This is a genomic window from Paraburkholderia sp. Cpub6 (genome assembly GCF_014201065.1).
Taxonomy (GTDB): domain Bacteria; phylum Pseudomonadota; class Gammaproteobacteria; order Burkholderiales; family Burkholderiaceae; genus Paraburkholderia; species Paraburkholderia tuberum.
This window is the reverse complement of the sequence record NZ_JACHDM010000003.1, coordinates 79,899-101,089: the sequence shown is the minus strand read 5'-3', so window position 1 is coordinate 101,089 and position 21,191 is coordinate 79,899. Positions and strand designations below refer to the sequence as shown.

The following is a 21,191-nucleotide window of genomic DNA, read 5'->3' as shown; positions in this document are numbered from 1 at the left end:
TCGCGGGCGGCGCCCCGTGGTGTCAGTAGAATGTGCTAGTTCCATTGACGCCGCGTCTGTGCCGCGCGACGCGACCTCGGCAGCCAATGCCGCAACGCGAGCAATACAGTCGATCCCAGCAGCAGCGTGGCGATCGGAAACGTGCCCGCGGCATTCACCGCAATGTCCATCGGGCGCTCTCCGAGCAACTGCATCCGGCGGCGCGTCATCGCGGCGCCGAGCGACTGCAGTTCGTTCTTCAGCACGCGCTCGGCGTCGGGCAGCAGGATGGTTTCCTCGTCGGCGACATGATGAGCGACTTCGCGGATCAGTTGATAAAAGAGCCCGTCGTAGGCGGCGTTTTCGGGGCCCATCCCGCGCAGCTTCGCGATCGTTGCGCGCATCTCGTCGTGCTCGGGACGGCTTTTTCTCAGTGCCTCGTCATTGCCGAGCGCGCGATCGAGCGCCGGGTAGAAAATTTCCTCCTCGAGCTGCGCGTGGATATCGAGCGCGTCGCACACGCCGTTGACGATCGCGCGTTTGCGCCACCACGGCGTGGACGCGTGGTATCGGTGCGAAGCGGCGAGCACGTGCATATGGTCGAGGCGGATCATCGACGTAATCGACGGCGATAGCGATGAGGCGTCATTGGACATGGCGTTTCTCCAGGGAAAGGGTGCCGGCGGTTACCGCATGCGCCATTCCCGCTGCCCAGCAATCGATCAACGCGGTGCCGGCTGCCGCGAGCGCACTGCTTTGCTGCTCGTGAGGGCGCTCAACGCGGAGTCCGCGGCATCCGCCGCACGGGCGAACAGGTCGTCGACGATTCGGCGCGCCGCGCTATATCCGCCCATCAACGCATCGGCCTCGGTGTCGAACGGCCGGCTGCCTCCAATGTCGACGCGCAGCGGCGAGAACGTTGCGACCGCAGCGCCCGCCTGATAGATGTGAACCACCGCCGCGTAGCGTGTGCGTACCGCCGCGCGCCCGGCGGGGCGCAACGTGAAATCCGCCTCGACGGTCACCTCGATCGTGAACCCGTGGTATTCGTAGGTCCGCATCATCATCATGTCCTTCGTCGCGTGAGTGTGTGATCGCGCCGGTGCGCGATGATCATGCGCGACGGGCGCCGCGCTAATTGCCGCCCTGCGCGCTCGAGCGGCGCTGGCTCCGTGCTTCGAGCGTAGCGAGCCGCGCTTGCGGCTGCAGCGCCGGCGGCAGTTCGGCGTTGGCCTCAATGCGCGCGCCAGTAAGCCGGCGCCGCAATTCCCGTGCCCTGCCAGTCGACGCGGTCGCATTGAACGAGTTGTTCGAGGCGCTGGACAATCGCGCTGATGTGCGTCAATTTCCATGTGACGTCGTTGTGATTACGCGCGGCTTTCACAGGTTCTCTCCCCGTTTTGTTATCTCCAGCTTACTCGTCGTTCACAGTAAGTCATACCGGCTTGATGACATGTCCGAAAACGCCGGATTCAGCATGCTCGCATTTGCAAAAAAAAAAAGTACATCGCAGTGAGTTGTCCGAGACAGCCGCATTGTGGACAGCCCCGTCCACTCTCGCGCCGCAGTTTGCGGGACCCACATTCGACGAACCGACGCGCCGGATTGCTTCTACGCTCGACTGTTGGTGTGACGTCGTGATGACAGCATGTGCAAACGAAGTTCGCGCCGTCGTCGGTTAGTCGGTCAACTTCTGATCTGGATCAAAATAGCAAAAGGCGGTGTGGTGATCGCGCCAGCGCTCGGGTACCCTCGTTGGAAATCCCTTTGTGCGTGGCACGATGAACGTGGTGACTATCGCTCAGGGAGGGCGAAATGCCTGATGTCGGACAAGGCTCGTGCGCTACCGATGCACGCAAGCGCGGCGCATCCGCGCGTTGCGATGGTGATCGCAACGCGACTCATGCAGCGAAGAATCGGCGCGCGGCAGCGCTGCGCGGAACGCTCGTGATGACATTTGCCGTCGCCATGATGGATGCATGCGCGACGTCGCCCGAGCGCACCAATGTGCAGCCTTCGGGTCAACAGACGTGCAATGTGGCCGGCAAATTCTGCAACACGTTTTTCGGACCTTGACGGAAACGCTCCCAGCGCGCGTCGGCGCGCACGGCACGTTTCCTGACCGGCCCACGTTCGTCTGCAATCGGACGACCGATGTTGGACGTGTCGCGGCGCGCGTTTGCTCGGGCGTGTCCATGGCCTTCAGCTTGTGGACAGCGAGCATCGGTTGGAGGAGCATGGTCGCCTGGATACGCTTGAAGGGGTATGCGCGATCGGACAATTCCACCCCACCATTTACGCGCACGAGCGAGGCAACCAGTCGTCCTATTGCAGGAGGAAAGAAATGCTGACGCAGAAAACCAAGGACACAGTCAAGGCCACGGCCCCGGTTCTGGCCGCGCACGGCTATACGATCATTCAACTTTTCGTGAAGGCGGAGCACTATCCGATCGTCGGCGGCGCGTGGTGTTCATTCACGGTGCGCGCAACGGCGCGGTGCATGCGATGCGCGGCCGTCTGCAGCAGACTGCCGCCACCCAGCCGAATTTCCGCGCGATCGTGTTCTACGACGCGCCGCTCGATACCGACGTACAGGGCCGCGACTACGACAACGCGGGTTTCATCGACCTCAGCAAGCTGCGCGACGAGATCCTGTTGTCCGAGCCCGACTACTACATCTGCGGTCCCGTTCCTTTCATGCGGCTGCAGCACGACGCACTGAAAAACATGGACATTCACGAGTCGAAGATTCACTACGACGTGTTCGGACTGGATCTGTTCGCTGAATGACGCATACGGCGCGTGCCGCGCGACGGCTGCCGCGGAAGCGACAAGCACGAATGCAGTCACCGTGACCGGGAGCGCGGCATGAAAGTGCACCATCTGAACTGCATTTCGACTTGCCCGCTGTGCGGCAAGCTGTTCAACGGCCACCCCGATTCGTTGATCCGCCGCGGGCATCTGACCTGCCATTGTCTGCTCGTCGAAAGTCCGGCGGGGCTCGTGCTCGTCGATACCGGTTTCGGTCTGCGCGATGTCGCCGATCCCTATTCGCGCCTCGGCAAATTCTTCCTGAGGCTGCTGAAGCCTGAGTTCCGAAATGAAATGACGGCGATCAGGCAGATCGAGAGGCTCGGTTTCGACCCGGCCGACGTGCGCCACATCGTGATGACGCACCTCGATTTCGACCATGCGGGCGGGCTCGACGACTTTCCGCACGCAACGGTGCACATGCTCGCGAGCGAGCGCCAATACGCGGCGCAGCAGAAGACGTGGCTGGACCGGCAGCGCTTCAGGCCGCAGCAGTGGTCGTATCAGAACATGTGGCGCGTGCATTCGCCGCAGTACACCGAGCGTTGGGAGGGCTTCGCCAAGGTCCATCCCATCGAAGAACTCGCGAGCGAGATCGCGCTCGTGCCGTTGCGAGGCCATACCTATGGTCACGCGGGCGTCGCGGTACACGGTGATGGCGGCTGGTTGCTGCTCGCGGGCGACGCCTATTTCGACAACGGCGAGCTCGACCCGGTGCGTCCGCATTGCGCACCCGGTTTGCGCTTCTATCAGTGGATGCTCGAAAAGGATCGCGCGGCGCGACTGTACAACCAGCGCCGCCTGCGTGATCTGGCGAAGCGGGCGAGCCCCGCGTTGACGATTTTTTGCAGCCACGACGTCGACGAGTTCGAGCGGCTCGCGGGCCGTTCGGTGGCGGTGCCGGCGGAGCAGATGGCGTGATGCTCGCAGGCTTGCGAGCTCGCCCGGTGCTTCGCGGATCGCTCACGTCTTGTGCCTGGCCCAGGCATCGTGCGCGGCGGGGCGCGTTTCCTATACTGCCTTTGTCCTCCGTTTGGACTCCAGGGGACATCGTTCTCAAATGCGCTTGCGGCGACCATGCCGGTTGAAGGCTGGTGGCTCTTTTTTGCGCGAGCGCATTTCATCGATCCGGCCGCCGCAGCAGCGCGGCCGCGAGCAGGCCCGCGCCGAGCGCCACGTAGACGTTCCCGAGCGAGCGGCGCGACAGGTGCGCCTCGAATCCAGGGGTGAGCCTGTTGGGCACCACCTTGTAGTCGACCACATACGCGCTCGCCACGGTCGTGGCCGCGGCCACCGCGGTCGCGCCGGGCCGTCGTGACGGGTCGGGGCCGGCCATCCGGTCAACCAGTTGCTCGAACATCATTGCCCAGAAGATCGCGGCTGCCTGATGGATCGCGAAGCCGGTCACCGTATGCCGGATGCTGAAGCCGCGTTCACGCAGCGCGCGTTGCGGCCACAGGCAGTGGGTGACGGCATTGATCGGCGCGAGCGGGCTGCCCGATGCGTCCGTGGATGCCGCCGCGGCTGTCGCCGCCGACACGCAGCCGGCCAACAGCCCCGATGGGACGGCTCGGCGTAGCGTCGCACGGGTGGCCTGATACCACGAAGAACCGATTTTGTACTCGAGCGTTTTCATGGCAAGGCTCCGGTTCGGGCGCGCAAACGCACGCCCCATGATCGCGGACAGCGGTACGCGCGAGGAGCAGCATGGCGCGTTCCGCGCGGACGATGCGCAGGAATGCCGGCCGAAAATCGTGGCCCCACTGCGATACGCAGTGCGCTTCATCGACGACGACGAGTTCGATGCGTTGCCGAGAACGCGCCCGCAATGACGCTGCGGATGATGTCCCGTTGACCGGGGCGCAGCCGGCTGATCCCGAACACCTCGCGCAGCGTCCTGCGCATCGCATTCAGACGGGCGGACGTGTCGCGCGGGGTGGTGGTGTCGGTCATGACGTTGGCGGTTGGCTTGCGGCACGGCGAGTCGGCCTGCGACGCAGCAAACATCGTACCGCGACGCGGCGCCGCAGCCGGGAACGCGATGTGCTGATACGTCATGACGTGACATTTACGGCCAAACGGGTGGACTCATGAACAAGGAAGACAAAAGCGACGCGTATCACTACGCGTCGGGCGGATGGGGGTCGGTCAAGGCGGTTGCGACGATCCTGCTGCAGGAAAAAGCACCGCTGAAGGATAGCCAGGTTCTGATGCATCAGAATAAGCCCGACGGTTTCATGTGTGTCAGCTGCTCGTGGGCGAAGCCGGCCGATCCGCATACGTTCGAGTTTTGCGAAAGCGGTGCGAAAGCGACCGCGTGGGATCTGACGGCCAAACGCGTAACGCCCGATTTCTTCGAGGTCCACACGGTCAGCGAACTCGCCAAATGGCACGACCACGATCTCGAGGAAGCGGGGCGGTTGACCGAGCCGCTGCGCTACGACCCGGCTACCGACCGCTACGTGCCGGTGCCGTGGCAGGAAGCATTCGATGCGATCGGCGCCGAACTGCGCGCGCTGGACCCGGCCAGCGTGGTGTTCTACACGTCGGGCCGCGCTTCACTGGAAACCTCGTACATGCTGCAGCTTTTCGCGCGCATGTACGGCACCAACAATCTGCCCGACAGCTCGAACATGTGCCACGAAAGCACCAGCGTCGGCCTCAAGGAAGCGATTGGCGTGGGCGTCGGTACGGTCTCTCTCGACGACTTCGAGAAGACCGACCTGATGTTTTTCTTCGGCCAGAACGTCGGGACGAATAGCCCGCGCATGCTGCATCAGTTGCAGGACGCGCGCAAACGCGGCGTGCCGATCATCACGTTCAATCCGCTACGCGAGCCGGGGCTGCTGCATTTCGCAAACCCGCAGTCAGCGTTGCAGATGCTCACACCCAGCGATACGCAGATCAGCACGCAATACCACCAGGTGAAGACGGGTGGCGATACCGCCGCGATCCTCGGCATCTGCAAGCTCGTCATCGAAGCGGACGATCGCGCGGTGAGCACGGGCGACGCGCGCGTCGTCGACGTCGATTTCATCCGCGAGCATACGAACGGCTACGAGCAATTCGCTCAGTACGCGCGCGACGCGAACTGGGACGACATCGAGCGAGTGAGCGGATTACCGCGCGACGCGCTCCAGGCAGCCGCCGACGAGTACATGAAGGCGAACGCGGTGATCATCCATTACGGCATGGGTCTCACGCAGCATCGGATGGGCGTGCAGAACGTGCGCATGCTGTGCAATCTGCTGCTGCTGCGCGGCAATATCGGCAAGCCGGGCGCGGGGCCGTCGCCGGTGCGCGGGCATTCGAACGTGCAGGGGCAGCGCACGGTCGGCATCACCGAAAAGCCGGAGCTCGCGCCGCTCGATCAACTGGCCAGACAGTTTTCGTTCGAGCCGCCGCGCGAGAAAGGCATGAACATCGTCGAGGCCTTCGAGGCGATGCTCGACGGCAAGGTCAACGCGATGATTAACCTCGGCGGCAACCTCGTGCGCTCGGTGCCCGACCGGGTGCGCACCGAACCGGCGTGGGCCGCGCTCGGGTTGACCGTCAACGTGGCGACCAAGCTCAATCGCAGCCACCTGGTGCACGGCCAGCGCTCGTATCTGCTGCCGTGTCTGAGCCGCATCGAGATCGACCGGCAGGCGGGCGGCGCGCAGGCGGTGTCGATGGAAGACAGCACGGCACACTTTCATGGCTCGCGCGGCATGGCCGAACCGGCCGCGCCGACGATCCGCTCGGAGCCGTTCATCGTCGCGGGCATCGCGAAGGCGACGCTCGGCGAGCGCTCGAGTGTCGACTGGGATGCGTGGCGCGACGACTATTCGCGCGTGCGTCTGGAGATGTCGAAGACATGGCCCGAGATGTTCGGTGATTTCGAGGCGCGCATGTGGACACCCGGCGGCGTGATCCGGCCGCTGCCGGCGCGGGAACGCAAGTGGAAGACCAAAAGCGGCAAGGCCGAATTCATGGTGCCGACTTCGATCGGCGAAGATCCGGACATGCCCACGCGTGAGCCCGATTCGCTGCGGTTGATGACCTTGCGCAGCGACAGTCAGTTCAACACGACCATCTATGGCCTCGACGACCGCTTCAGAGGCATCAAGGGTTCGCGCATGGTGATTCTGATGAATCGGGGCGACATGGAGAAGCGCGGACTCGTGCACGGCGACCGCATCTGCCTCGAGACGATCGCGGACGACGGCGTCGAGCGGCACGTCGACGGACTGACCGTCGTGCCGTTCGACGTGCCGCAGGGATGCATCGGCGGCTATTACCCGGAATGCAATCCGCTGCTGCCGCTATGGCACTACGCGAAAGAGAGCAAGGTGCCGGGCGCGAAGTCGATTCCGGTGCGCGTACTGGCGACCACGCGGTGATCAGTGCTTCGTGGATACAAAGAGGCCGGCACCGTTACCTGCGCCGGCCGCTGAATTACACCCGGGCAGCGCGTGAAGGGCATGATAAGCGCGTGCCCATCTCCATCATAGTCGGGCCAGCGGCCCGCAACGCGTGATGTCCATTACCCAGCATTGAAGGACAGCGCACGACGCCACGTAGTGTTCGGATACTGCGACGTCCCCTACGGATTCGGGGACAACGTTTCTCCAGAAGCGCTCATGGCATTCCATCGCTGCCTCCGGGCTGCGGTTCGATTTGCCGGCAACCCGGCATCGTCCGTTTCATCGCGTCGGCAGCCCCCGCACGCGACACGCAGTCCATGCGATCGCCGAAACCCGCAGGCAGCCGGCGAAGATGCCGCGCCTCGTCGAATTGCTGAGTGAGGAAGGGTTGAGAGCAGTCTATTGCTCAACCAACCAGCAGGGTCTCGCGGCCAGCGATTTGCCGACGTCATGAACGAATCGCCGGCAAACGCCGTCGTGCCTCACATGCGCCTACGGCGATGAACAGAATCCGGGTAGCCGCGACAATCGCCGGTCTCCCAGGTATGGCTGCGCGGGTTGCGCAGCCATACGGGGTCATTTCGAAAGCTGGGTCGGGACTTGCGTCGACGCTTGTGTCGGGAGCTGGTTCGGAAGTTGCGTCGACGCTTGTGTCGGAATCTGCGGAAGCTGTGGAGGTTGCGGAAGCTGCGGCCCACCCTGTGAAAGCTGCTTCGTGGACGGTTGCCCGGCGGACGCTGGCTGCTGCGACGGCAATTGCTGCGGCAGATTGCTTTGCGCAAGCACGGATGTGCTGGTAAGGAAGGCGAACAGTACAAGGAAGGTCTTTTTCATTTCAATTCTCTACAGTTGGTTGTCTTGATTTTGATGCGATTAGCAGCCGCGAGCCGTATCAACGCGCGGCCAAGGTTGCCTTGTAACGCCAGGACGCTGTTGCGGTACTGAAGTCGACGGGGCTACCCGACGCTACGTTGTCTGACGGGAGGGGAGCGGACGAACTAGTCACCCCGCCGCAGTTGTTGAACGCTTGCCGCTGGGCTTCCACGCGGGCTAACACCGCCTGAAAGTCCATTGCATGTTGTGTATTGGCGCCCGTGTGGTCATGGTAGCCGACCGTTTGACGCTGAACCGGTTGCACAGCCGCTTGCTCATAGGTTTGGGGACCGCTGCTACTAGCGAATGCGGCGGTCGAGAAGGACAGGATCGACGCGACAACAGGGACGGGGATGAAGGTCTTCGACTTTGGCATGATCAGACTCCATATCGAGCGTCGGATGCAGGAGACGCGGTGTTTGGGGAACAACGGTCTGGCGAGGCATGAGTGCTGTTTGCCAGTTCGTTGCCAGTCTAGTCACTTACCGTCGGCTTACAAGCATCTGCGGGGCAACGGATAGTTGCCGTCGCTGCAAGGTTTTAGCCGATTGCCCTGGAGCGGTGCGCAGTTCTTTAGTGTGTCCGGAGGCGGGGGCCGTGCGGACCATCTGAATGACACGCAGCACATTTGCTTCGACGCTATCCAGCCGGGCGTTACGCAAGCGGGATCAGCCGTCGAGCATGCGCGCTTCCATAGCCGTTCGTCGACAAGACGCTACGTGGGTATCGGAATACGTTCCGCTTGTGGTTCGTATGTCAGCGATTCGCGATTCACGCAAACCGTGTATTGAAGATCTCGCAACTCATAATTGCGCGCGTCGAATGGCGGCGCGCTTTGCTTATACTGCGTCCACATTAAACAGGCTTCGTTTTTACGCAGGAATACTTATGGCACACCAACTTACGTTCCACGCCGGTTCATCGAACACGGACGTCATTCACGACATCGTTCAGCACGCGTTGCGCAGCGCTGCTACGGCCTCCACCACGAATGGAGCTATCGATGTGCTTGGTCAGGCGCTACTCGAGGTCGAGCGCCTCGCCGCGCACCCGAGCGTCCTGACGCACTGAGCCCGCTGCGCGTCTGCGAACTGGCCGGGAGTCGGACCGGCAGCGCAGCGCACGGCGTACCGCCGATGGCGGATGCAGCGCGGCTCGATCTCTAGAATCAATATTGACTGATCGCGCGAATGTGATAATATTATCACATAGTGGCCCGTCCGCGAAGTTGCTGTAGGCGAGTCGCCGCAATCCCAGCGCACGCTGAATCAACCGTGGAGATGTCACCCATGACTGCTCAACCAGACCTGAACGATTCGCTGCATCGGTGGCAGGAATGACGCGCCGACCGCGCTTCTTTTTCGCCTTGCTGTGCTCGTTCCCGCTTGTCGCGACGGTCTGCGGTTGTTCCACGACCGTGATGCCCACGCCGCGCGTCATCGCGATTGTCGTTCCCGCGATGCAAGCACCGGCAATGATGTCGCCGCCCGATCCGATGGCGCGTCCATTGTGGATCGAAGTCACCGGGCAACCCGGCGGCCAATCGCAGACAGGCACCAGCAAACCGGCGACGCCGCAAGACCCGTCGCGCCAGCATGGTGACGACAGGCGTACCCACAGCACGGCTAGCGGCGCGACGCCGATCTGACGGATGCGCCGCGCGGCGACCCGGCATGCCGGCTCCTGCGGTTAAGACGGATACTTCCGCCGATGCTTCGGCTCAACGACGAAAGCCACTCGATCACTCGCCCAGTGGGGGCGCTTATGACTATATACCATCGTCAATCTCTGTTTTGGGGCGCCGTTGCGTTAGCGGCCGGCGTGTTGCTGTGGAACCTGCGTGCCGTTCTCACGCCGTTTCTGCTCGGTGCGCTCGTCGCATACATTTTGCAGCCGGGCGTGGAGTGGCTGGTACGCCATCGCATTCCGCGCGGCCTTGCGGCGCTGGTGATGATGTCTTTGTTTGCTCTGTCCGTCGCACTCGTCATGCTGCTCATGTGCGTAGTTGTCCAGAAGGAAGGGCCGGAACTCATCAGGCAAATTCCATTTATCGTCGCAAAACTCGATGGATGGCTGAAGCCGCGTCTGGCTTTTCTGGGACTGGATTATTCGCTCGATGTGACGAATATCCGCGAGGTGCTGGCGGCCCGTCTCAAAGCGGACGGGCAGGGCGCGATGCTTGCCGTATGGCAGTATCTGCGCACCAGCAGCAACGTGATGATCAATGTCGTGAGCAATGCGGTGCTGATGCCACTCGTCCTGTTCTATCTGCTCTACGACAGGCACGAGGCGTTCGAGCGCATGGCGAGCTTCGTGCCGCGGCGCTGGCTCGGCAAGACACGGGAATTCGTCGGAGAGATCGATTGCATGATGTCGCAGTACCTGCGCGGGCAACTGCTGGTGATTGCAGTGCTCGCGGTGTTCTACCCGACTGTGCTGACGATTGCAGGGTTGGATCTGGCGGTGCCCGTCGGCCTGTTTAGCGCGCTTGCCGTATTCGTTCCCTACATCGGCTTTGCGACCGGCCTCGCGTTCGCGCTCCTCGCGGCGCTGCTGCAATTCGGTGACTGGTATGGCCTGGCAGTGGTGGTCGCGGTGTATGGCGTCGGCCAGATTCTTGAAAGCTTTGTGCTGACGCCGAGACTGGTTGGCGAGCGCATCGGCCTTCATCCGCTCGCGGTCATCTTTGCGTTGCTGGCTTTTGGGCGGCTATTCGGATTCTTCGGCGTGCTGCTCGCGTTGCCGGTCAGCGCCATCCTCGCATCGGCATTGCGGGAACTGCGCCACCGCTATCTCGCGAGTGCGCTTTACCAGGGCTGACCGGCATCGCGATCGCCCGATTCCATGTCCGGGCACCCGCCCCGCCCAGCCACCAATCCGACATCGCACCGGGCGGCCGCACCTGCGATGGCGCGGAAACGCCGCGCTAGTTGCACTGTCACGGCAAGGTCGGCGCATCGGGAACGGTGGGCAGTGGACGTCGCGCGATCCGCTCGGCCTCTACACGTGTGAGACCGAACGCCTGCAACACAATGGCGGCGGTTCGCTGGGCAAACTTCTCCTCCTTCGAGCGAAGCACCTTTCGCGCACGAACGATCCGCTTCGACGAGATGGCCAGTTGCAGTTCGGCGGCAATTCCCGCGAGCACCGTGCCAATCACGGTGATAACGGACATGAACCGGTCCGCGATCACAAAGCGCCTTTCTGAAATGCCCTTCTCGCTATCGCGCAGCAGGCGCAGGCCGAGACCCCTGCTGAGCAGGCGCGGCGACAAACCTTCGCGAATGAGAAGTTGCCCCCAAACTGGCTCGCGGTAGGCCCGCAGGAGCGTGTGACGGACTGAGACGGCGATCACTTCCGCTGGATCGGACAACCCCGCGGCGAGGCGATCGAGCGTATCCGCAAATTCCTCGAACAGCCATTCGATGAGCGCCGTGAAGATGCCTTCCTTGGATTCGAAGTGGTTATAGAAGGAGCCGAACCCGACGTCGGCTGCCTCGGTGATTTCGTTAATCGTGACGGAGCTCAAACCCTTGGCCGCCACCAGTTTCAGCGCAGCGTCGAGCAGGCGCGCGCGCGTCTCGCGTTTGCGACGGGCACCGCGCGGATAGCTTCGATTGATCGCGTCGCGGGACGCACCTGGCGCCTTGAGAGAGCGTCCGCGGCTCGCGCGCGGATTGGGGGCTTGTGGCATGTCGGCTCCGTAGTCGTGGTTATTCGATGTCCATATTCTAGATTTTTATGTCATAGTTGACAATATACTCAGTATTGGGTCTAATCTCACCCTCGACGCCGACAACCGGACGTACGAAGGACCCAACGATGCCGACGGAGCGAAAAAATTCCGTTAGCGGTCGATCCCGAGTCCTCGGCCGGAACTGACAGACCCGCAGATCACCGGGCGGTAGGCATGAACGGGCGCTGCCCCACGTACTGGTTGCGTGGAGGCACATCGAGATGGCAAGTACCGACATGCACGTCGATAAGTATGACTAACGTATCAACGAAGCTTGTTTTATGCGTCCGCGCTGATAGCGAACCGTGCTTGCTGGCACTCGGGTTTGCACGGCATCGGGAAACTTTCTTACCAGGGTTATCACCCGTCTTGTGAACATCGTGAAACATTCCGGCCCTATCGCGCAGGCGCCTGCGCGTCGCTTCTTACCTTCCCTCGTCCAATCTCCGCAGTGCGCACGCATGGTGCTTGCGGCTTGCTGCGCGGTCATGCTCGCGGCATGCCACCAGCGCGAAGCCGCCGCTCCAGAGCCGAAGCCCGTGGTCGCCCTGGCCGTCCACGCTGACGGGCGCACGGCAAGTGCGTCGCTGCCGGCTCAGGTGCAGGCGCGCTACTCCACGGCGCTTTCGTTCCGGGTGGGCGGCAAGATCATCGAACGGCGCGTTCGCCTCGGCGACGCCGTCAAGGCGGGACAGGTTGTTGCGCTGCTCGACCCGACCGATCTGCGCAGTAACCTGGCCAACGCGCGAGCGCAGCTCGATGCCGCCCAACACCGGTTCGTCTACGCGAAGCAGCAGCTCGATCGCGATCAGGCGCAGGCGCAGGCAAACCTGATTGCACCGGCGCAGCTCGAACAGACGCAGGACGCGTACGCATCCGCTGTTGCGCAGCGCGACTCGGCGCTCGCCCAGATGGCGCTCGCCTCGGACAATCTGCGCTATGCGACGCTGACTGCGGATCACGACGGCGTGATTACCTCGGAGGACGCCGACACGGGCCAGAACGTTCAGGCAACCCAATCCATCTATCACCTCGACTGGACGGGCGACGTAGACATCGTCTGCGACGCGCCCGAGCGGACGCTGAACTCACTGACAGTCGGCAGCATGGCGCGCGTAACGCTGCCGGCGCTACCCGGCAAGACCTTCGAGGCCCGCGTTCGCGAGGTGTCGCCTAGCGCTGATCCGCAAAGCCGCACCTGGCGCGTCAAGCTCACCCTGAACGCGCCCAGCCCTGCAGTGCGCCTCGGCATGACGGCCACCGTTGCGTTCGATGCCGTCGGCGACGCGTCGGGGGCACAGCCGTTCACTGTGCCGGTGACGGCGCTCTTTCATCAGGGCGAGCACCCCGCCGTCTGGGTGGTGCGTACCGGCACCGACACGCTCGAGCTGCGTCCTGTGACGGTGCAGCGATACGACGAGCGCACGGTCTCCATCGCATCGGGCCTCCGCGACGGCGACCGCGTCGTGGTGCAGGGCGTACACGCCGTTAGCACGGGCCAGCACGTGCAGGTGGTGGCGCCCCTGCATCGGGAGGATTTCCCGTCATGAACTCCCGTGACCAAGAACCCGTGCGCGAGAGCGCGCCTGTCCCGTCTTCCGGGGCAGACAAGTCTGGCGAAGGCGGCTTCAATCTTTCCTCCTGGGCGCTGCGTCATCAGCAGCTCGTGATCTTTCTGATCGGGCTCGTCACGCTTTTCGGCGTGATCGGTTATACGAAACTCGCTCAGTCGGAGGACCCGCCGTTCACCTTCCGCACGATGGTGATCAAGACCTATTGGCCCGGTGCGAGTGCGCGCGAGGTGCAGGAACAGATCACGGACCGGATCGGCCGCCAGCTACAGGCCGCGCCGAACATCGACAACATCAAGAGCTACTCGCGGCCTGGCGAGTCGATGATCTTCTTCGCCATGAAGGACTCCGCGCCCGTCAAGGAAGTGCCGGAAACCTGGTATCAGGTGCGCAAGAAGGTCGGCGACATTGCCGCGACGCTGCCGAAGGGCACCGTCGGTCCGTTTTTCAACGACGAATTCGGTGACGTCTACACCAACATCTATGCGCTCGAAGGCGACGGCTTTTCGCCGGCGCAACTGCACGACTACGCTGACAAGCTGCGCACAGTCCTGCTGCGCATACCCGGTGTGGCGAAGGTCGACTATTTTGGCGACCCCGATCAGCACATCTTCGTCGAGATATCGAATGCGCAGCTCACGCGGCTTTCGATCACGCCGCAACAGCTCGCGCAGGCGATCGACGCACAGAATGCCGTGGCGCCCGTCGGCACCATCACGACCGCGGACGACCGCGTGTTCGTGCGGCCGAGCGGCGCGCTCAAGGATGTGCAGGCGCTCTCCGACATGCTGATCACCATCAACAAGCGCACGTTCCGGCTGGGCGACATCGCGAAGATCACACGCGGATATGACGATCCACCGGTGACCCAGATGCGCGTCGGCGGCCAGGCGGTGCTCGGCATCGGCGTGACGATGCAAAAGGGCGGCGACGTGATCGACCTCGGCAAGGCGCTCGACGCAAAAGCCGCCGAACTGCAGGCCACGCTGCCGGCGGGTCTGAAACTCGCGTCGGTTTCGAGCATGCCGCACGCGGTCAAGCACTCGGTGGATGAGTTCGTGAAATCGGTTGGCGAAGCGGTGGCGATCGTGCTGGTCGTGAGCCTCGTCTCGCTCGGCTTGCGCACCGGCATGGTCGTCGTGATCACGATTCCGATCGTGCTGGCGGTGACGGCGCTTTGCATGCACATGTTCAATATCGGGTTGGACAAGGTTTCGCTCGGTACGCTCGTGCTCGCGCTAGGCCTGCTCGTCGACGACGCGATCATCGCCGTCGAAATGATGGCGGTGAAGCTGGAACAGGGCTGGAGCCGGGCGCGCTCGGCAGCGTTCGCGTATACCAGCACTGCATTCCCGATGCTCACAGGCACGCTCGTCACCGTATGCGGCTTCCTGCCGATTGCGCTCGCCAAATCGAGCACGGGCGAATACACGCGTTCGATCTTCGAAGTGTCGGCCATCGCGCTGATCGTTTCGTGGTTCGCGGCCGTCGTGCTGGTGCCGTTGCTGGGTTATCACCTGCTGCCGGAACGCAAGCCTCAACCCGGCGGTGCACACCATGATCCGCATGAAATCGGCAACACCGGCATCTACCGGCACCTGTCGGGATGGGTTGCGTGGTGCGTCGAGCGTCGATGGGTCGTGCTCGGCGTCACCGTCGTGCTTTTCGCAATTTCCATGCTGGCCTTCACGCGCGTGCCGCAGCAGTTCTTCCCGAACTCGGAACGGCCGGAACTGCTGGTCGATCTGCGATTGCCGGAAGGCGCCTCGTTCGAAGCGACGCTGCGTGAAGCGAAGCGCCTGGAAAAGGTGCTCGACGGCAAAGCCGAAATCGACCACTTCGTCGACTTCGTCGGCACCGGCGCGCCGCGTTTTTACCTGACGCTCGACCAGCAGCTTCAACAGCCGAATTTCGCGCAGTTCGTGATTACCGCAAAAAGCGTGGAAAACCGCGAGGAACTGATGCGTTGGCTCGACGGCAAGCTCGAGAAGGATTTCTCCGGCGTGCGAGCGCGCGTCTCCCGGCTCGAGAATGGTCCGCCGGTCGGCTTCCCGATCAAGTTCCGGGTGAGCGGCGACGATATCGCGACCGTCCGATCGATTGCGCAGACGGTATCGGACAAGGTCCGCGCCGATCCCCGCACGCGCAACGTCCAGTTCGACTGGGACGAGCCGGCGGAGCGCTCGATCTCGTTCGAGATCGATCAGAACCGCGCGCGCCAGCTTGGTGTCACGTCGGAAGACGTGTCGAACTTCCTCGCGATGACGCTATCGGGCTACACGGTGACGCAGTACCGCGAGCGCGACAAGCTGATCAACGTCGATCTGCGTGCGCCCAAGAGCGAACGTGTCAATCCGGCGCAGCTCACGAGCCTCGCGATTCCGACGCCCCACGGCCCGGTGCCGCTCGGTTCGCTCGGCCACGTGCGCAATACGCTCGAGTACGGCGTCATCTGGCAACGCGACCGTCAACCGACCATCACGGTGCAGGCGGACGTGCGCGGCGACGCGCAGGGCATCGACGTGACCCACGACATCGAACATGCGCTCGCGGCGGAAACCGCCAGGCTGCCGGTCGGCTATCGCATTCAGGTGGGCGGCGCGGTCGAAGAAAGCGTGAAGGGCCAGACGTCGATCAATGCCGAAATGCCGTTGATGATCATCGCCGTGCTGCTGTTGCTGATGATCCAGCTCAAGAACTTCGCGCGGACCTTCATCGTCGTGCTGACCGCGCCGCTCGGCCTGATTGGCGTCGTGGCCGCGCTGCTGCTGTTCGGCAAGCCCTTCGGCTTCGTCGCGCTGCTGGGCGTGATTGCCATGTTCGGCATCATCATGCGCAACTCCGTGATTCTGGTCGACCAGATCGATCAGGATATCGCGGCAGGGCAGCCGCGCTTCGACGCGATTATCGGCGCAACGATAAGGCGTTTCAGGCCGATCATGCTGACTGCCGCCGCCGCCGTCCTCGCGCTGATTCCGCTGCTGCGCTCGGGCTTCTTCGGTCCGATGGCGACCGCACTGATGGGCGGTATCACGATTGCGACGGTACTGACGGTGTTCTTCCTGCCCGCGCTGTACGCGGCGTGCTTCAGGGTCCGGCACGACGAGCGCGGAACGCAACCGGTCGTCGCCGAGCAGATGGAGGTTTGATGATGAGCTTCGCCTACAAGACATCCGTGATGGCCGTGGCTGTGGCCATCGCACTGACGGCCTGCACGTTCGGCCCGAACGGCGCGCCCCCGGCGATGCCTTCGCCTGCGCACTACGGTGCCGGGGCACAGCCGGCGAAGACCGTCGCAGCGGGCGGCGTGGCGCAGCAGTTCGATATCGGCGCAGTGGGCGTTCCGCAATGGTGGCGGCTTTACCGGTCGGACGCGCTGAGTGCACTGGTCGAGGAAGGCTTGCGCAACAGCCCCACGCTCGGGGCTGCGCAGCGGACGCTCGCAGCCGCGCAGCAGGAGCTGCGCGCCCAGGTCGGCGCATCGACGCTGCCTTCAATCGATGGTGCCGCACAAGTCGATCGCGGGCGTTCACCGCTTGTGCCCGGCATTGGCCCCAGCGAGGTTCGCTATAACTTTTTTGCCGGACAGGTTCTCGCGTCCTACACCTTTGACCTGTTCGGTGCGACGCGTTCGGCGAATGCGGCCAGCGCCGCTCGCGTAGACGTGCAGGCGTATCAACTGGAGGCGGCGCGGCGCGCGCTGGCGGCAAACATCGTCGGTACGACGATCAGCGTGGCGGCACTCGATCGCCAGATCGCGCTCACCGAACGGCTCGTTGCCGTGGCCAGGACGGCCGCGGACGAGGACCAGCACCGCTACGCGCTCGGCTCGGTCTCGCGTGCGCAGGCGCTTGCGTCGACGCAGGATGCGGCTTCGGCTGCGGCGAGTCTTCCTGCGTTACGCCAGCAGCGCGCCACAGCCATCCATGCGCTCGCGGTGCTGATGGGCCGCACGCCGGACAACGCCCCGGCCGTTCCCGACCTCGACAGCCTGACGTTGCCCGAACACGTGCCCGTCGTGGTGCCGTCGGACCTGCTGCGTTCGCGCCCCGACGTACAGGCAGCCGACGCCGCCGTGAAGGCCGCTGCCGCCGATGTCGGCGCTGCGACCGCGCAGCTCTTTCCGAGCCTGTCGCTGACGGCCTCGATGGGCCGCGGCGGCTTTAGCTGGCCAGCGGTGCTCTCAGGCGCGGGCGGACTCTGGGCCATTGGTGCGAGCCTGTCGCAACCGATCTTCCATGGCGGCGCGCTGTTCGCGCACCGCAAGGCGTCGATCGATGCTTACGATGCGGCGGTGCTGAACTACAAGTCCACCGTTCTGTCGGCGTTCCAGAATGTCGCGGATTCGCTTGCAGCGCTGGATAACGACGCACAGACACTCGCGTCGACTGAAGCAGCGGCACAGGCAGCGCAGGCGGGATTCGACGATACCGCGTCGCGCCGCCGCATGGGTTCGCTGCCGTCAACGGCACAGTATGCCAGCGAGCAGCGGTTTCTCAACGCACAGATCGGCGCTGTGCGCGCGGCAAGCCAGCGCATGAACGATACCGTCGCACTGTTCCAGGCGATGGGCGAACTGCCGCCGGGCCAGCCGCAAACAGCGTCGTCGCAATGATCGCGTGTCGATGAAGACGGGAAGAGCGACCTGCCGATCAGGCCGCTCTTCCTCGACTGTACCGGCGGGTATCGGAGCAGTCGTTTCCTATCCGAAATAAGAATGCGCCCACGCACGGGAAGGTCAAGCCGGACTTCACGTGCATCGAACGCGCCAGAACTTCAGGTTGTCCAGTTCCCAGTATGGAATATAAGAAACTGATCGCCTGTCACGAGTGCGATCTGCTGTTTCGCAAGCCTCTGCTGCGGGGCGGGCAGACTGCGAGCTGCTCGCGCTGCCGTGCGGGCCTGGAAGGAACGCAGGGAGCGGGCGTGCCGCTCGACCGGATTGGTGCGCTCACCGTTGCAGCTTTGATCACATTCTGTATTGCGCAGGCTTTCCCGGTCATACAACTGCAGACCAACGGTATGACGTCGGAGGCGACGCTATTCGGCGCGGTGCGCTCGTTGTGGACGGGCCACATGCGCATCGTCGCAACGATGGTCTTTTGCTCGGCGATCCTGTTTCCGCTGATCGAACTCCTCGCCCTTCTCTATGTGCTCGTTCCGCTGCGCCTTGGCAAGGTAGTACGTCATTTCAATCGAATGCTTCGCGTCGTGCAGCTCATCCGTCCATGGGGCATGATCGAAGTGTTCATGCTCGGCGTGGTCATCACGATCGTGAAAATGGTCAGCATGGCGCAGGTGATCCCTGGGCCAGGACTGTTTGCATTCGGTGCACTCACGTTGATGTTGGCGTTTCTCGCCACTTTCGATCCGCGCGTGCTCTGGTCGACGCGGGACGAAATAAAGTTTCGACAACCCGCTGAGATCCGCTGGACCAGAGTGAAGCGCAGGTGCGCCCCGCGAGCCGCGACGTTCTTCGGCCTGAAGCCCGCGCCGGCGGCGCATATGACGGCGCGCAGCGCCGGGCTCATAGCCTGTCATACCTGTGGACTGGTGCAGAAGCACATCGCAGCGTCGTCAGAGCAGCGCTGCTCGCGGTGCGAATCGGTGCTGCACACGCGCCATCCCGATAGCGTGACGCGCACGTCGAGTCTGGTTCTTGCCGCCGCGCTCGCCTACATACCCGCGAATCTGTTGCCGATCATGCACGCGTCATCCCTCGGCCACTCGGAGGACGACACGATCCTCGGCGGCGTGGCGTACTTCTGGACTTCAGGCGACTGGCCACTCGCCGTCGTCGTGTTCGTAGCCAGCGTCGTGGTGCCGATGCTCAAACTCGCCATTCTCACGCTGCAGATCGTAGCGGCCCGTCGCAGTCCGGACTGGCAGCCGCTCGAACGCGCGAGGCTGCATCGGCTCGTCGAGTGCGTGGGCCGGTGGTCGATGCTCGATATCTTCGTTGTCGCACTGACGGTCGCGCTGGTGCATTTCGGTTCGTTTGCGGTTGTCACTGCCGGTCCGGGCGCGCTGGCTTTCGGTGCGGTGGTGATTCTCACCATGCTCGCGTCGCATCAATTCGATCCGCGGCTGATCTGGGACAACGTCCGCTGCGGGCCAGCGCGTGGTTCACGGCAATGAACGAATACCGTGCTAGCGGCGTCCGCACTCCTAAATAACCTCATATTTGCGTACTACTCTCCGAGCGATGCATCTTCCCACGCCACCCAGACCTGACATCAAGCCGCGAAAACGCTGGATTCCCTCCCTCATCTGGTTAGTGCCGCTCATCTGTGCGCTGATCGGTGTGGCGCTGGTAGTCAAATCCGTCACCGACAAGGGACCGACAGTGACGGTCACGTTCAGCAACGCTGAGGGCATGGAGGCGGGCAAAACGAAGGTCAAATACAAGGACGTGGAGATCGGCTCGGTACAGGCGGTCGCGCTGTCAAAGGACCTGCAGCACGTCATCGTCACGATCGAGCTGACCAAACAGGCAGAAAAATTCGCAAGCCGCGGCACGCGCTTCTGGGTGGTTCGCCCGCGCGTGGGCGCTAACGGCATCTCGGGCCTCGGTACGCTGCTCTCCGGCGCGTATATCGGTGTCGATGTCAGTCGGTCTTCGGAAAGGCAAACCGCGTTTGTCGGGCTCGAAAGTCCTCCGATCGTCACGTCCGGGCAGCCGGGACATCAATACACGCTAAGAGGCGACTCATTGGGGTCCGTCGATATCGGCGCGCCGATCTTCTACCATCGCGTCCGGGTAGGCCAGGTGGTCGGCTTCTCGCTGGATCCGAATGGCACCGGCGTCATCGTCAATGTTTTCGTCAATGCGCCGTTTGACCAGTATGTCGGCACCAATACACGGTGGTGGCACGCAAGCGGTGTCGACCTCCGTCTGGATTCGAACGGATTGAAGCTCAATACACAATCTCTGGCCACGGTGGTCGTCGGAGGCCTGGCGTTCCAGTCGCCGCCGGGTCAGGACGCCGGACAACCGGCCGCTGACAAGGCGGCGTTCCGACTCGCATCGGACGAGTCGGACGCGATGCGCGAGCCCGATGGCGCGCCGCTCAATGTCGTGATGCGGTTCAACCAGTCGCTGCGCGGCCTGTCTGTCGGCGCTCCCGTCGACCTTCGAGGCATCGCGCTGGGGCAGGTGACGGACATCGGTATCGAATATAACGAAAAGGAGAAGAGTTTCAGCATGAAGGTATCGATGGCGCTGTATCCCGACCGGCTCAGCCGGCGCTCCAACGAAGCGCTACCGGCTCCGAACTCGCAGGGTGGCCATGAGTTGCTGGAAAACCTCGTCATGGAGGGAATGCGCGGTCAGTTGCGAACCGGCAACCTGCTGACAGGCCAGCTATTCGTGGCGCTCGACATGTTTCCGAAAGCGCCTCGGGCGAGCGTCGATGTTCATCGCAATCCTATTGAACTGCCGACTGTGCCTAACACCCTTGACGAACTTCAGGTGCAGATTGCCGATATTGCGAGGAAGCTGAATCAGGTGCCGTTCGACAAGATCGGAGCCAACCTTAACGGCGCACTTGAAAACGCCAACAAGCTGTTCGGGCACATGGACACAGAGGTCGTTCCGCAAGCCCGCGACACCCTGGCGGCCGCGCAGAAAACCTTCAGTACCGCCGAAACGACGCTCCGGCAGACCGCGCCCCTGCAGTCGGACATCCAGGATGCGATGCAGGAAATGACACGCACCCTGCAATCCCTCAATGCGCTCGCCGATTATCTGGAACGTCATCCCCAGGCGCTCCTGTTCGGCAAGAAAGGAGACCAACGGTGAAACTGATCCAATCC

18 protein-coding genes and 1 pseudogene are annotated in these 21,191 nt (G+C 63.1%); 11 read left to right on the top strand and 8 right to left on the bottom strand.

The features are described 5' to 3' along the window. Window positions 1-35: 35 nt before the first annotated feature. The 3 genes from HDG33_RS07360 to HDG33_RS37190 all read right to left on the bottom strand — a co-directional run bounded on the left by HDG33_RS07360 (window position 36) and on the right by HDG33_RS37190 (window position 1,363). A complete protein-coding gene (locus HDG33_RS07360) occupies window positions 36-635 on the bottom strand; it encodes a hemerythrin domain-containing protein (protein ID WP_184023476.1) in 600 nt (199 codons plus the stop codon). A gap of 66 nt (window positions 636-701) precedes the next feature. Continuing rightward, window positions 702-1,043, bottom strand: coding sequence for a hypothetical protein (locus HDG33_RS07355; protein WP_260330344.1), 342 nt, complete (start codon window positions 1,041-1,043; stop codon window positions 702-704). A gap of 170 nt (window positions 1,044-1,213) precedes the next feature. Then, a complete protein-coding gene (locus tag HDG33_RS37190) occupies window positions 1,214-1,363 on the bottom strand; it encodes a hypothetical protein (RefSeq protein ID WP_260330343.1) in 150 nt (49 codons plus the stop codon). A 1,055-nt stretch (window positions 1,364-2,418) separates the two neighbouring features. Here HDG33_RS37190 and HDG33_RS07345 point away from each other — a divergent pair. After that, a pseudogene (locus HDG33_RS07345) lies at window positions 2,419-2,769 on the top strand (nitric oxide dioxygenase); the annotation flags it as partial. A 78-nt stretch (window positions 2,770-2,847) separates the two neighbouring features. Beyond that, window positions 2,848-3,711: an MBL fold metallo-hydrolase gene (locus HDG33_RS07340; RefSeq protein WP_184023474.1), complete on the top strand. Its 864-nt coding sequence runs from the start codon at window positions 2,848-2,850 to the stop codon at window positions 3,709-3,711. Between the two features lie 199 nt (window positions 3,712-3,910). Here the strand turns inward: HDG33_RS07340 and HDG33_RS07335 are convergent, their stop codons facing one another. Next, window positions 3,911-4,426 (bottom strand): hypothetical protein, encoded by a 516-nt coding sequence (locus tag HDG33_RS07335; protein ID WP_184023472.1) that lies wholly within the window; start codon window positions 4,424-4,426, stop codon window positions 3,911-3,913. Between the two features lie 146 nt (window positions 4,427-4,572). Then, entirely contained in the window at window positions 4,573-4,743 is a 171-nt protein-coding gene (locus tag HDG33_RS07330; protein ID WP_184023470.1) for a hypothetical protein, read from the bottom strand. A 137-nt stretch (window positions 4,744-4,880) separates the two neighbouring features. Between HDG33_RS07330 and HDG33_RS07325 the strand changes: the two genes are divergently transcribed. After that, window positions 4,881-7,172: an FdhF/YdeP family oxidoreductase gene (locus HDG33_RS07325; RefSeq protein ID WP_184023468.1), complete on the top strand. Its 2,292-nt coding sequence runs from the start codon at window positions 4,881-4,883 to the stop codon at window positions 7,170-7,172. A 600-nt stretch (window positions 7,173-7,772) separates the two neighbouring features. On the opposite strand, the gene HDG33_RS07320 is transcribed toward HDG33_RS07325, so the two are convergent. Further along, window positions 7,773-8,030 carry a hypothetical protein gene (locus HDG33_RS07320; RefSeq protein WP_184023466.1) on the bottom strand — a complete coding sequence of 86 codons (258 nt, stop codon included), beginning with the start codon at window positions 8,028-8,030 and terminating at the stop codon, window positions 7,773-7,775. A gap of 58 nt (window positions 8,031-8,088) precedes the next feature. Beyond that, complete coding sequence (locus tag HDG33_RS07315) at window positions 8,089-8,445, bottom strand: hypothetical protein (RefSeq protein ID WP_184023464.1); 357 nt, start codon at window positions 8,443-8,445, stop codon at window positions 8,089-8,091. Between the two features lie 512 nt (window positions 8,446-8,957). Between HDG33_RS07315 and HDG33_RS07310 the strand changes: the two genes are divergently transcribed. From HDG33_RS07310 to HDG33_RS07300, 3 genes are all read left to right on the top strand, one after another. Next, window positions 8,958-9,140: a hypothetical protein gene (locus HDG33_RS07310; protein WP_184006903.1), complete on the top strand. Its 183-nt coding sequence runs from the start codon at window positions 8,958-8,960 to the stop codon at window positions 9,138-9,140. A 265-nt stretch (window positions 9,141-9,405) separates the two neighbouring features. After that, window positions 9,406-9,717, top strand: a complete 312-nt coding sequence (locus tag HDG33_RS07305; RefSeq protein ID WP_184023462.1) for a hypothetical protein — start codon at window positions 9,406-9,408, stop codon at window positions 9,715-9,717. A gap of 116 nt (window positions 9,718-9,833) precedes the next feature. Next, complete coding sequence (locus tag HDG33_RS07300) at window positions 9,834-10,889, top strand: AI-2E family transporter (protein WP_184024244.1); 1,056 nt, start codon at window positions 9,834-9,836, stop codon at window positions 10,887-10,889. A 118-nt stretch (window positions 10,890-11,007) separates the two neighbouring features. Here the strand turns inward: HDG33_RS07300 and HDG33_RS07295 are convergent, their stop codons facing one another. Further along, window positions 11,008-11,763 carry a TetR/AcrR family transcriptional regulator gene (locus tag HDG33_RS07295; RefSeq protein WP_184023460.1) on the bottom strand — a complete coding sequence of 252 codons (756 nt, stop codon included), beginning with the start codon at window positions 11,761-11,763 and terminating at the stop codon, window positions 11,008-11,010. A 503-nt stretch (window positions 11,764-12,266) separates the two neighbouring features. On the opposite strand from HDG33_RS07295, the gene HDG33_RS07290 reads away from it, so the two are divergent. The 5 genes from HDG33_RS07290 to HDG33_RS07270 all read left to right on the top strand — a co-directional run bounded on the left by HDG33_RS07290 (window position 12,267) and on the right by HDG33_RS07270 (window position 21,177). Then, window positions 12,267-13,355: an efflux RND transporter periplasmic adaptor subunit gene (locus HDG33_RS07290; RefSeq protein ID WP_184023458.1), complete on the top strand. Its 1,089-nt coding sequence runs from the start codon at window positions 12,267-12,269 to the stop codon at window positions 13,353-13,355. Next, window positions 13,352-16,525, top strand: a complete 3,174-nt coding sequence (locus HDG33_RS07285) for an efflux RND transporter permease subunit (RefSeq protein WP_184023456.1) — start codon at window positions 13,352-13,354, stop codon at window positions 16,523-16,525. The genes HDG33_RS07290 and HDG33_RS07285 overlap by 4 nt, the downstream gene beginning before the upstream one ends. Window positions 16,526-16,527: 2 nt before the next feature. Further along, entirely contained in the window at window positions 16,528-17,991 is a 1,464-nt protein-coding gene (locus HDG33_RS07280) for an efflux transporter outer membrane subunit (RefSeq protein ID WP_184024241.1), read from the top strand. 182 nt (window positions 17,992-18,173) lie between these two features. Continuing rightward, window positions 18,174-19,514, top strand: a complete 1,341-nt coding sequence (locus HDG33_RS07275; RefSeq protein ID WP_184023454.1) for a paraquat-inducible protein A — start codon at window positions 18,174-18,176, stop codon at window positions 19,512-19,514. A 67-nt stretch (window positions 19,515-19,581) separates the two neighbouring features. Next, window positions 19,582-21,177 (top strand): intermembrane transport protein PqiB, encoded by a 1,596-nt coding sequence (locus tag HDG33_RS07270; RefSeq protein WP_184023452.1) that lies wholly within the window; start codon window positions 19,582-19,584, stop codon window positions 21,175-21,177. Window positions 21,178-21,191: the final 14 nt, after the last annotated feature.